Raw genomic sequence first — 13378 nt, 5'->3', positions numbered from 1 at the left:
TGTTACTCAATTAAGGTTTAATTAATTGATTTTCTTTAGCTGCCTTTTTATATTCATTAATTAACTTTAATTCTTTCCACAAAGGATAAAATAACACACTGAAAAATACAATATTACTCATCATAAAAGGTATAAAAATATAGATATTTTTGAATCCTAATAAAATTTGTATTCCTAATAAAATACCACTAATTATTGATGATAAAATACAAGCAAAAGAGATTAATTTACTAAATCCAATTTCTTTAAATTTTTCTAATACTAAATGACTAAAAATAGCTAAAACACCTGCTGTAATTAATACAATAAACTGTGCGATCGCAATTTTACTTAAATCGGGAGAACCAAATCTTCTTAAAGCTAATAAAACAAGAGTCAATCCCATACCCCACAATAAGAAACTGCCAATAATTCCCCCCGAAAGACGGGAATTTGACCAAGTATCATTACTCATATAAGTACTTGTTAAAGCAAAAGAAGCTATAATTCCAGCAAAAAACCAAGCCGCAAGACTTCCTACTAATCCCCCGATATTTCCGGCTAGAATACCACTGATACCTCCAAATATTGAAATTATAACAGAAGATAAAAATATTGAAGCAATATAAAAATAAGGCGGTTTTTTAATATTTAAAGAAAGAGGAGGAGTAATAATTTTTAAAGGTATTTTAATTTTTTCACAACGGCTATTATTTTTGAGTACTAAATATCGTTCATAAATCTGATCAGCCATTAATTTTTCACTGGAGACTTTTAAAGTACAAAAGACATGATTATTAGCAAATTTATTCGGTAAAATAGAAAGCCAACCGTGAATTTGTCCTCTGTCATAACCATCATTAATATTTCTAGCTAACACCCATTTTCCCCTTAATAAAGTATTATCGATCGGATTAGAAACTTCGATCGTTACAGTTTCTTTTTCACCTAATTGATTGATTTTAATTTCTAAACTTTTAACACTTAATTTTACTTCAGGATAACGCACCACATAAATAGGAAGTAATGCTTCTAATGCTTCACCAGCAGTACGAAAACGCTCTCTTTGATCCGTTGCCACCATTTTTTCTAACCACCTAACAAAATCAGGACGTAATCCCTTAGTTAAGTGTTCAAAATTAATTTTATATTTATTTTTTTTATCTAATAATAATGATAAATTTTCAGATTTTGTCTTGGTAATTAAACAAATTAATGTAGCCCCTAATCCGTACATATCAGAGGCTTTTGTCGGACGAATAAATTGTTCTGGTGCAATAAATCCGGGAGTACCTTCAAAAATATTATCTACAGAAAAATCATACATACTTTGAGTACTAACTTCGGAAAAACCAAAATCCGTTAAATAGATATTGAGTTTATTGTCAATAAATATATTTTCTGGTTTAATATTTTGATGAATCATCGGAGGACTGGATTCCTGAAACTCTTTTAATACAGATAAAATTTTAATAGCAATACTTTTAATTTCTTCTAATCTAATTTTGTCTAATTTAGATAATGGTATAACACCTTTTTTATAATCTCTCAAAATAAAAAAACTATCTGAAGTAGAAAATACTCCTAAATAACGAATAATTGAAGGGTGATTTTTAGCCTGAAAATATTGAATCTTTTTTTTATAAGCCTCAACACCACTTAAGACATAATTTTCTTTAGAACAAATAATTTGTTTGATAACCAACTCATCTCCACTATCTTTATATTTAGCATACCAAGTTATTTTTGTGTCAGATTTATTCCTCGAAATTTCTTTTGTTTCCAGATACTCAAATAGGCTATTCATTTTTTGAAAATTTTAGTTAAATTTAGATTAGGTTGAATATATTACAGCAATTTATTTTTGTAGAATAATTTTTTTGCTAATCATAATAACAAAATCTTTTATACTTTGAATTAATTATAACTACTTGATAAAAACACCGCACACATAGGGAGTTCAAATCAGTTGTATAAACGAAAAAAAATCTATAGAATTTATTGAGATACCAGTCTTATGGGGATTGTATCAAAAAGTGATTAAAAAGTGTTAGATCTTAAAGAATCAGCATTCTAGCATTTTATAATTAATATTTGATTTGTTACAATCATTTATAATTGCTGTAAACAAATAATTGGAGGATAATAATCCTCATCCTCAAATTATAGATCATTTCTTAAATTAAACTAAAGATACTAGACAATATCTTAGAGTTCGGATCATCAAACTAAGATTATTAAGACTCGATTATAAGGAAATTAACATATTTTTAGAAATATATATTAGTTTAAATTCTCAGAATAACTATTAGTAAAAATACTTAATACATAAAATATAAAAAAGTATTTATAACATATCATCTGTTAAGATCAGAAACTTTCTCTCTTATTTTTGGAAAGAGAGTTAAATGAAAAATCAATTAATCCTGTTAGTTTAAATTATTATAAAAAACTCTGATAAATATTTTTGTTGAATGTACTTAAAAGTCATTATCTAGGATAATTATAATAGGTTGTTTATTTTTAAAATATTATAGCATTTATCATAATTACAAGATATGAATTTAAAATTTAAGTTTCTCAATTTTAGGGATTTAGAAGGCTGAAAATGTCCCTCATTATTTTGGTATTTGCTATATTTTTTTGAGATGATTTAAGAATATCTGACTAACTTAATTAATGGCTCTTCTACTTTGAATATGATAAATTATGTCTAAAAAAAGGTGTCAGGTATCAGGTAGCAGGTATTAGGTTAAATTCAAACTGTTAATTTATAATAATTGCATTTTTAAAAGAGTCAAAGCTATAGCTATCAAAGTTTATATTAATTATTTTCTATTAATTTGTCATAACTACTGTAGGAGAGCCTAATTAATAGAAGATAATTGCCATGATTTATCTTCGGATATTTTTAATAATAATTGGTGATAATTTTTTAAACTTTCTCGATGTCCTACACTAATAAAAGTTGTATTTGTTTTTAGTAAATGTTGATATAAATTTGTTTCGTTATTTATATCTAAAGCACTGGTTGCTTCATCCAGAATAGCGTATTCAGGTTTATTAATTAAGATACGAGCAAATACAAGTCTTTGTTGTTCTCCTAAAGATAACACCTCTCCCCAGTCTTTATTAACCTCAAAACCCCCAAATTTTGCCGCTAAATGGGGCAAATTGACTAAATTTAATATTTTTTCTAATTCTTCTTCTGAGATATTTTTATTCACACTAGGATAAATTAATTGTTCTCTTAAAGTACCAATAATCATATACGGACGTTGAGGTAAAAAGAGCATTTTATTTAATTCTGGACGAAAAATAGCACCTGTACCTGAATCCCATAAACCGGCGATAGATCTTAGTAGTGAACTCTTACCACAACCACTACTACCCATAATTAATAAGCCTTTTCCTTGAGGTAAATTTACACTCACATTCTCTATTAATGTATTTTGATAATTAGGAGTTTGTAGAGTTAAATGTTCAATAGATAATTGCTCACTTACCACTGTATCAATAGTACGATTTTGCCCATTATTTTTAGTGAATAAATCTTGATTTTTTTCTCCTGATAAAAATTCATAAAAACTGGAAAGTCGATCGATTCCGGCGGCAAATGTTGTTAAAGATTGAAAACGACTAACAATAATATTTAAAGAGAAAAATACTCTTAAAAATGCTCCTGTTGCTTCGCTAACTTTTCCCACTTCCAAATCTCCGGATAAAACACTGGGTGCAACCACAATCGCTGGAATAACATAAGGTAAAAATTCAAATGTATTAATAAATAAACCTAAGTATAATTCTTGCCAAATTAATAAAGAATTAAAGTTATTAAAAACATCAGTAAATAAATTATTTAAGTTATTTTTTTCTTGATTTTCTCCTTGATAAAATGCGATCGATTCTGAATTTTCTCTAACCCTTACTAAACCAAAACGAAAATTAGCTTCTTTTTGTAATTGATTAAAGTTTAAACTTACCAATTTTTTACCAAAAACTCCAGTCGTAATTAGCGTTCCGGCTAAAGCATATACTAATAAAAAAATGACTAATTTTTGAGAAATTGACCACAAAACTACACTAAAAGCAATGACTTGTAAAACCGATTGAATAATTACTAAGAAAAAAAGTAAAGAGTCTTGAGTAAAACTTCTAATATCTTCAGAAATTCGTTGATCTGGATTATCAATTTCAATATTTTTTACCGCTAATTGATAAAAAGAACGATTATTAAAATAGTTAGTTAAAAAATGTTCAGTTAACCATTTTCGCCAATATAAACCTAGTTTTCCTTGGGTAAAAGAAAATCCTGCAAATAAAGGTACATATAATACTAAAACTAATAAAAAGTTAAAAACAGTCTTCCAAAATTTGGTTTCATCTTTTGCCGCTAAGGTTGAAATTAATCCTCCTTGTGTCTCATTTAATAAAACACTTAATTGAGTATAACCAACTAATAAAAGTCCTAAAACTGCTAATAAAATTAAGGCACGTTTTTTTTCTTTTCCTAACCAATATAACTTTGCGATCGACCAAAATTTAGAAAAAACACTGAAATTAAAACTTGTCATAAAATTAACCTGAATTCGGGATAAGAAACTAATTATTATGATTCATGAGAGCATCGCATAACAGAAGATTATGATTGTAACGTTATTCCCATAGAAAAAGCTATATTATTTGAATTAGAATTATTGATAGGATGAAGTTTAAACATACTCATAAGGACTTTCGCAAAAATAGTTTTTTCATCCTCTAAACCCCAAGTATGGGGAAGTTATTTTATTATTACACCCATTTATACCTCAGTTTGTAAAAAAATCTTGAAAAATAAGGGTTTAAGACTGATGACATACCAAATTTTATGAACCGAAAAGAATTAAATTTGATAAATAATTGTTGAAAATCAATTTTAATAAGTTTAACCTCAATTCTTGTACTTATTACTTATCTTCATCAATAACTTTATGTCGAACTCAGGTATTTATGGTTGAACAAGGAAACTGAAGCGTAAGTCCTAGTCATTTTATAGCGTTTCTTACAATGATGAGGTACAATTTTGAGATGAAAAAATTTAGACGATATTAACATTAATCTAATGCGTCCCTACTCTTTGGATTTAAGACAAAAGATTATTCATGCTCGTGAAAAGCAACAATGCTCCATTCGTCAATTAGCTAAGAATTTTGGTGTGGCAAAAAGTTTTGTACAAAAGATAATCAAGCAGTATCAAGAAACTGGGGATCTCAAACCTCGTCATTCAGGGGGAAGACCCCCCAAAATAAATCCTGAACAAACGGTTGTCCTGTTAGAAATTATCAACGAAAATAATGATGCTACTCTCTGGGAATTAGCCGAGTTATTTGAGAAAAAAACTGGACTTAAACTCAGTACATCGACTATTGACAGAATCAGTCGTAAATTTGACTATACTGTCAAAAAAAAACACTGTATGCCACAGAAAAACATACGGTACTTAGACAAAAATTATGCCCAAATAAACCCTAAACTGGCTTTATATAAGCTAAATACTTCCACATTATCCTTCAACCATTGAAAAAAGCGAAAAGACACTGCTGTACGAAACGCTTCCAATGCCTCTGCAAAAGTATTTAACGGTTTATTTCCCCACTGCCTTCTCAATCCCCCTGTCAAACGATGCCATTGAATAAAAGTATAGGCACAAAATACCAATATAAAATGTCTCATTAAACTTCTTTTATTTCTCACTTGGTATTGTGATAAACCTAGCCATCCCTTGATTTCACGGTAAAATACTTCTATCGGTACTTAGACAAAAATTATGCCCAAATAAACCCTAAACTAGCTTTATATAAACTAAATACTTCCACATTGTCTTTTAACCATTGAAAAAAGCGAAAAGACACAGCATTACGAAACGCTTCCAATGCCTCAGCAAAAGTATTTAACGGTTTATTCCCCCATTGTCTTCTTAAACCTCCTGTCAAACGATGCCATTGAATAAAAGTGTAGGCACAAAATACCAAGATAAAATGTCTCATTAAACTTCTTTTATTTCTCACTTGGTATTGTGATAACCCTAACCATCCCTTGATTTCACGGTAAAATACTTCTATCCAATTTCTTTGTGTATAAGTTTCTACTATCCAATTTCCACACACTTTTTCTCCTATTTCATTAGTCATTAAATAATCAATATCTGTGGAATTTTCAAAAGTATCTGCATTCATGACGATAGCTACAGTTTTTATTCCCGACAAAGCTGATAATTCAATATTTATCGTTGCTACCCAAAGAGTTTTTTCTCGATTTTTTCCTATTCTTATTTTTTCAAAACTATCTTGGGGTAATGATTTTGCTATTTCAGCTATGGTTTTTTCAGACTCGATAAAATCTTGTTTTACCAATTTTACTAATCTATTTTTAGCAATAATTCCTATATATTTTAAATTCTTTTTTTCTAGTTTGCCTAATAAATTAGTATTGTTTCCATAACCACCATCCATTAAAATTATTTGGGGACAATAATTTCGATTTAAACATTTTTCAATTAAATTAAAGGCAATGTCTGGTTTTTTCTGAAATTGTGGAGCGTCTTTTCCTTCAGGGAAATTTTCGGCTTTTTCATATAATTCAACGTCTAAAGGAAAACTTCTCACACCATCATAAATGTGAGTAGTGACTATAACATTACCATTATCAGTTTTGCCAATTTCACCAATATATTGTCTTCCCACACAGTCAGTAAAGTTTCCACTTTTACGATGACCTGAATCGTCTATAATTAAGGAGAAACATCGACTAATTTTTGTTTGACGACAGGATGCAATAATTTCTAATCTTTTATCATTTACCTCATCATAATTCCAAGTGGACTCTGTTAAGAAATGGTGTAATTTATGATAAGTAATATCAAGATTATTATGGGCAATTTGAGTTATATTTTTTCTTTGAGAATCTCCTAATAAACCGCCCAAATAATTTCTAAACTCTCGTTTTTGTGCCTTTGTTTTTAAGACTGGGTCTATTTTTTCACACCAGCGATTGAAACATGGGGGCATTGATGAAGAAGTAATTTCTTTCATTTTGACCTAAAAGCAATATGATGTAAAAATTATAGCTTAATTGTTGTTATTGTTTTGTCTAAGTACCGCTATTACTGGCGAATGTACCCTTTTCCATAAAATAAGCCTGTTGAGTGCGGTTCATCGTTGACAAAAGAATACGTGCTTCTGTTTCTCTTGCTTTTCCGATTTGAGCTAATAGATTGGGAACTGCGATCGCCGATAAAATACCTAAAAGATCATGACGACAATCAGTAATTCTATTAGGGTAAAACCGTCAGAGGAAGTCTTTGTGAGTAACCATAAACGAAGCCGATGTAGTTTTTTCAGCATAGGGTATATAACCTATTTACTTCGTAAACTTTTTCTAGTTTTATTCTACCCAATTCTTGTTTAACTCTATCTTTTCCGTTGAGATTTTAGTGATAAACAATTTGCTCACAAAATTAACTCTTTATGTCTCAATTTATGAAATATTGTTCACAACTTACATAAATAAAAAAAGGAAGTAATAGGATAACTTTTATTTATAAATATTTATTAAACATTTATGATTAATTACCACTTTAAAAATATATAGCATTTCTCATAATTACAAGGTACAAATTTAAAATTTAAGTCCTCCAATTCTAGGGATTTAGGAGGCTAGAAATGTATCTCATTAGTTTGAGGTTTGCTATATTTTTTAAATCTCTCGATCATAAAATTAACTTAAAATTATTTTTCATCATGCTTTCTCAAATTTTTAATGGTTTGAGACAGGAAACATTTAGAAAATAAGTTTGAATCCCCAGTAATTATTTATAAGTACTTACTAAAGTAAAATATACTAATTATTTTATATTTAATTTATAAGGCAAAATACTATAAACTTGATGGGGATTTTGTAAAATATCTTTAAGATTTAATTCTGTATTTAATTCCCATATAATTTTAGTTAAAATTTCTTTATCTGTTAAATTATTTGCTAATTTAGTATTATTTAATCGGTTAATTAATTCTATTTCCCAAGTTCTACTTTCAGGATAAGATACGATGTCATAATTATCATTTAATTGGAGTTTTTCATTTAGATATTGAATAGACGCATCTAATCCTCCAATTTCATCAACTAAGCCTATTTTTTGGGCAGATTTTCCAGACCAAACTCGACCTTGTGCAATATCCACTACTTTTGAAACAGGTAAGTTTCTGGAGAGAGAAACTCGTTCTAAAAACAATTCATAAATTTTTTCTACTCCTTGTTGAAAAATCGCTAATTCTGGTTCAGTTTTTGGTTTAAATGTGTTGCCTAAATCAGCAAATTGATTAGTTTTTATTACATCATTACTAATACCATTTTGATTAGCAATATTTTCTATATTAAATAATAATCCAAAAACCCCGATCGAGCCTGTAATAGTATTATTACTAGCAAAAATTCTTTCCCCTGCCGTAGCTATCCAATAACCTCCAGAAGCCGCAACATCTCCCATAGATATGACTAAAGGTTTTTCGGATGCAGTTAATTGTAATTCTCGTAAAATTAACTCTGAAGCAACGGCGCTTCCTCCGGGGCTATTGATTCTAACAACAACTCCTTTGATATTTTTATCTTGACGTATTTTTCTAATTTCATTGACAAAACGATTACTACCAACTTCTCTAATTCTACCTTCTCCATCAACGATCGAACCTTCCACATATAGAATAGCAATTTTGTTATTTTGAGGAGTATCAGAAGATGTATTGGCAGTTAAATAATCTCGGATGGTGACTTGATGAAAAGTATCTTCATCTTTACTATTAGTAATAGTTTTGAGTCGATCGATAATTTGATCTTCATAAATCAATTGATCAACTAATTTTAAATCTTTAGCTTCTTCAGGTTGTAAAATACCTTTATTATCAGCAATATTATTAATTTCTCCTGTTTTGAGAGGACGATTTTTAGTTATAACTTCCAAGTAAGAATCCCATAAATCATCTAATAATTCTGAGGTTTGAATTTCACTTTCTGGACTAAAATCATTACGAGTAAAAGGTTCAACTGCTGACTTATATTTACCAACCCTAATTATTTGTGAACCGATTCCATATTTTTCTAAACCAGAAGCAAAAAATAATTGCGAACTAGCAAAACCATTCATCTCCATTCCGCCTATAGGATTAAGATTAATTTCGTCAGCAATAGAGGTTAAAAAGTAATCTGTTTCCCCTGTAGAAACATTATAAGCAATAATTTTTTTTCCACTAGCTTTAAAATTTTCTAATGCTGTTCTAATCTCTGTTAAACTAGCATATCCAGTGGTAATATTTCCCTGACTACCATCTAAAAATAAGGTAGTAATTCGATTATCTTTTGCGGCGGTATTAATAGCTAAAGTAATCTCTCTTAGGGTTAAAGTTTGGGTATTATTACTACTAATTAAAGATGATAAATTACTCTCGGACTGAGAATCACTAATTTGAGTATTAAGATTGAAAACTAAAGCAGATTGATTTTCAATTTTTGGTGTATTACCTGATAGTAATAAAGCAAAGAAAAAAATTAATAATCCAGCTCCACTTAAGGCAAAAAAGAAAAATAATCCTGCTAAATTACCGATAAAACTAGCAAGAATTTGTTGTAAAAATTTTTTCATAATATACAAATTTTAAGTAAATAGAAAATAACGAGTAGTAAATTTCAATAATAATTGATAGTTTAACCTCAGTTCGACATAAAATTTTCGATGAAGGTAGGAAATAGAAGACAGAAGATAGTAGTAAGAATCGATTACATTTAGTCAAATTGATTTTAGATAATTATTTACGGTTATTTAATTTTTTTGTTAAGGAAAAATGTGCTTACCTACCACTCTTAAACCCTTATTAATAAAAAGGTTTCTAACATCGAACTCAGGTTAGTTTAGATAGTAATCCTAAATCATTTATGTTGATAAATTGTTAGAAAAAAGTTGAAATCTTTTTAAAACCTAACACTTTTTGCTACATTCTGACTCTAGTCTTCTGTGTGTCAAAGAAATTTTTTACCGATTTTGATTCATAATAAAATCTTGAATATTTTGGTTAACGGTTTGACAAATCTGATCTAAAGGTAAATCATTTTTATCTGTACCGAAAGGATTTTCTATTTCAAGAGCGATCGCTTCTATACCATATAATACATAAGCTAGTATTATGACAAAAGGAATTGTACCCCATTTTAATTGGTCAACACACTGGAAAGGTAATAAAACACAATAGAGGAACAGTAATTGCCGTAAATGAATGCTGTAGGAATAGGGAATTGGTGTTTTTAAAATTCGTTCGCATCCTCCCACCATATCTATTAAAATGTTAATTAATTCTTGCATACTGCTTAATTGATATTGATTGAGATTTTTTTGTTGAGATTCTTTATATAAATATTCTCCTAAGTAAGCGGCTACCTGTAAGGGTAAATGTTGACTGGTTTTTAAGTGGTGATAATGATAGTCTGATAGAAAAGGTTTTATTTCTTCCTCTCCAATTTTTCCTCGTAAATGATTTTTAGTGGTGATAGCAAATACTGTTAATAATTTAAGGTTTTGAATTTTTCGCTGTTTATCATCTGGGGTAATTTCTCGAACATTTACCCAAATTTGCCATGCTAAATTCCTTAAAGTATTAACTATCATACCCCATAATTTGCGACCTTCCCAAAAACGATCGTTTGCAGAATTAGTGCGAAAAGCGAGGAGTAAACTTAAAACAATAGTAGGAATTAAACCTGTTAAAGCTGGTTTTGCAATGGAATATCCAAAATGGTTTGCAAAACACACGAAGAAAGAGAGTACCCCAAAAAAAACCGCTTTTTCCCACACTACTGGAAGTATTGAACTATTGAGATTAAATAATGCACGAAACCAAGATTTTCTCTTAATACGAAAATTATTAAATTTCATTATAGATCGATCGAAATTGACCATTAATTATTTTCCATAATTTTTCACCTTTCAATTATACTTTTAAATTCGACCTAATCAAATCAGATTACTAAGATAAAGTTATCTATTTTTTATATAAACTAACTAAGGTAGCAATAGAAATAGCAGGGAAAAGTTGTCCGCATAATCCTTCTAAATTACTTAATATCATCGCAAAATTATTAACAGGAGTTATATCACCATAACCAACGGTTGTTAAAGTCACAAAACTAAAATACAACAAGTTTATGCTTTCTGATGTCTTTCTAAATTCAGGAAAATGAAAAGCATTAATATCAAAAAAAAATATCATTTTATAAAATAAATACCAAAGAATACCGAGCATAATATAAATACATATACCTCCTCTAATTACATCATTATTAACATTTGTCTCTAAATGAACTTTTTGATAAATAGCAATAATAGAAAGAATTAAAAATATACAATCAAAAATGTTAGTTATTACAGCTAATAATTCTGACAAATAAGTCTCATCATAAATATTAATTAAATTTGTAAAAAGAGATAATCCAGCTAAAATGAAAAAAAATTTGATGACTTTTTTAGAAAAATTTAAAGTATTAATAGCAGAAATAATAACGAAGAAAAATCCAAAAGGAACTAGAATTTGAATATATATATTATGTTGGGATAAAGGGACTAATATAAAAAAAGTTATCAAATATAATAACAAATATGTATATTTATTTTTATAAGTTTTCATTAATTTTTATAGATTTTTTAATATTAAAAGGTATTCTATTTTTTTAAAGTTTCTTTTTTATAATATATCAATCTTGTATAATTTGTGAGAAATAATTATAGTTTTTTCATGGTTACGAGATACAAAAATAAAATTAAAGTTTCGCTGATTAAAAGATTTGAGCATAATTCATAAGGGTGGAAATTGCTATATATTTAATTAACAGTCAGCAATTAGCAATTAGGGATTAGTTATCAGCTATTGTGAAGTTAAATTTCTGGCCAACATTAGTAATTGATTATTTATTCTTTAATGGAAAAAAGGCTAACAGCTAAAAACTAACGGTACTTTGAAAAATTTTGGTGCAAAAATAGCTTCAAATACAGTCAGAGTAAGAGATTTAGGTAAACGTCATAAAAACGGCTGAAACTCTTGGTATAAAAGGAAAAGTTATCGATCTATGTAAAATCTTTGATTTATAACGATTTGAGACTCATAGTTTAATATTTTTAGTTTAAGTCCCGCTAATCCCTTTAATTAAAAGTATCTAACATTCCTAATTTTTTAATGAAAATGCTTAACGGATTCGATCGAGTGATGGGTATTAATATTAATAATTAAATCAGTATATTGAGAATTATTTAACAAAGGAGGAAGATATATTTCGGGATGTAAAGCCTTCCAAAAATAATGAACAAACTGTTCAATTTCCATGTCACTCATCCCCGTTTTACCTTGTTTTATCATTTTATGTTCAGCTTCTTTGCGCCATTTAAGACTATATCGGTAATCTTTAGGTTTGAGTATCATAAAGTAGTCTAACTTTTCCCACAAAGATAGATATTTCTTCAATCTCTTATTATTATCAAAAGCAAATTGTTTGTCTTCTTCCGAGATAATCGGATAAGGGGGATTAATAAAAGCAGTTTCTGAAACGGGTTGCATTCCCACAAACCAACCTTCCAAGATAATTATATCTCCTTGACCGACTTTTTCAAATGCGACTCGATCGCCCATGCCATTGTAAAGAGACTTATCAAAACGGGGAATTAAAATAGGATATGTTTGTTTTTGAAATCGATCGAGAATATCTAACCCCAATGATACATCATGAGTACCCGGAGGCCCACGCCAAATTAAACGAGAATCAACTTTTAATAAATCTTGTCTTTCCTGATAAGTCTTATATAAATCATCTAAAGAAAGCTCGATGGAATTTAATCCCAGACATTGCCAAATATGAGCTAAAATTTTTGTTAAAGTTGTTTTTCCTGTGCCTTGTCCTCCTAATATACCAACTATTAAAGAATTAGATTTAGCCTCTTTTTTTTGTGCCAAATCTAAAGCCAAAGGAAACCAAAAATACCAAAAAGTTTTGACATAAGTATTTATATTCTTAATTTCTAAATCTTCTAATAATAATTTAATCCTTTCAAAAACCACGGTAAACAGACTGATTTTTTGTGATAATAATTCAGAACTTAGCTTATAACAAAAAAGTGATTGATTATTCAATTCATCATCTATTAATAGTTGTAATAATTGATTATTTTTCATATATTCAAAAATAAACCCTTTCCTAACCTCAGTAAACTATAAAATTATCTATCGGAAAAAAAAGGGAAAAGTTGACCTATTCTAATTTAATCCCCCTTCCTTTTAGGGATAGGTGACTGTCAATTGTCCATTGTCCATTGTCCATTGTTAAACTCATC

The 13378-nt window shown here is 28.7% G+C and carries 9 protein-coding genes and 1 pseudogene; 1 reads left to right on the top strand and 9 read right to left on the bottom strand.

The window, feature by feature from the left end:
* Window positions 1–10: 10 nt before the first annotated feature.
* Both GM3709_RS10420 and GM3709_RS10415 read right to left on the bottom strand, forming a co-directional pair.
* The gene (locus GM3709_RS10420) at window positions 11–1786 is read right to left on the bottom strand and encodes a protein kinase domain-containing protein (RefSeq protein WP_066118955.1); all 1776 of its coding nucleotides are present in this window, start codon (window positions 1784–1786) and stop codon (window positions 11–13) included.
* Window positions 1787–2846: 1060 nt separating this feature from the next.
* Window positions 2847–4553, bottom strand: coding sequence for an ABC transporter ATP-binding protein/permease (locus tag GM3709_RS10415; protein ID WP_066118953.1), 1707 nt, complete (start codon window positions 4551–4553; stop codon window positions 2847–2849).
* A 527-nt stretch (window positions 4554–5080) separates the two neighbouring features.
* Here GM3709_RS10415 and GM3709_RS10410 point away from each other — a divergent pair.
* Window positions 5081–5539, top strand: a complete 459-nt coding sequence (locus tag GM3709_RS10410; RefSeq protein WP_071828035.1) for a helix-turn-helix domain-containing protein — start codon at window positions 5081–5083, stop codon at window positions 5537–5539.
* On the opposite strand, the pseudogene GM3709_RS20155 reads toward GM3709_RS10410, so the two are convergent.
* From GM3709_RS20155 to GM3709_RS10385, 7 genes and pseudogenes are all read right to left on the bottom strand, one after another.
* Window positions 5470–5766: pseudogene (locus GM3709_RS20155) on the bottom strand (IS701 family transposase); the annotation flags it as partial. The gene GM3709_RS10410 and the pseudogene GM3709_RS20155 overlap by 70 nt on opposite strands.
* A 17-nt stretch (window positions 5767–5783) precedes the next feature.
* Window positions 5784–7049, bottom strand: a complete 1266-nt coding sequence (locus tag GM3709_RS10405; RefSeq protein ID WP_066115324.1) for an IS701 family transposase — start codon at window positions 7047–7049, stop codon at window positions 5784–5786.
* Window positions 7050–7259: 210 nt separating this feature from the next.
* The gene (locus tag GM3709_RS21820; RefSeq protein WP_315863036.1) at window positions 7260–7361 is read right to left on the bottom strand and encodes a prepilin-type N-terminal cleavage/methylation domain-containing protein; all 102 of its coding nucleotides are present in this window, start codon (window positions 7359–7361) and stop codon (window positions 7260–7262) included.
* A gap of 500 nt (window positions 7362–7861) precedes the next feature.
* Window positions 7862–9652 carry a signal peptide peptidase SppA gene (gene sppA / locus GM3709_RS10400; protein ID WP_066118951.1) on the bottom strand — a complete coding sequence of 597 codons (1791 nt, stop codon included), beginning with the start codon at window positions 9650–9652 and terminating at the stop codon, window positions 7862–7864.
* Window positions 9653–10039: 387 nt separating this feature from the next.
* The gene (locus GM3709_RS10395; protein WP_066118949.1) at window positions 10040–10936 is read right to left on the bottom strand and encodes a bestrophin family protein; all 897 of its coding nucleotides are present in this window, start codon (window positions 10934–10936) and stop codon (window positions 10040–10042) included.
* Between the two features lie 106 nt (window positions 10937–11042).
* Window positions 11043–11642, bottom strand: coding sequence for an ion channel (locus GM3709_RS10390; RefSeq protein WP_158506715.1), 600 nt, complete (start codon window positions 11640–11642; stop codon window positions 11043–11045).
* Between the two features lie 585 nt (window positions 11643–12227).
* The gene (locus GM3709_RS10385) at window positions 12228–13220 is read right to left on the bottom strand and encodes a glycerate kinase (RefSeq protein ID WP_066118943.1); all 993 of its coding nucleotides are present in this window, start codon (window positions 13218–13220) and stop codon (window positions 12228–12230) included.
* Between the last annotated feature and the right edge of the window lie 158 nt (window positions 13221–13378).

Origin of the sequence: Geminocystis sp. NIES-3709 (assembly GCF_001548115.1) — a bacterium.
Classification (GTDB): Bacteria; Cyanobacteriota; Cyanobacteriia; order Cyanobacteriales; family Cyanobacteriaceae; genus Geminocystis.
This window is presented reverse-complemented; position numbering and strand designations above follow the sequence as displayed.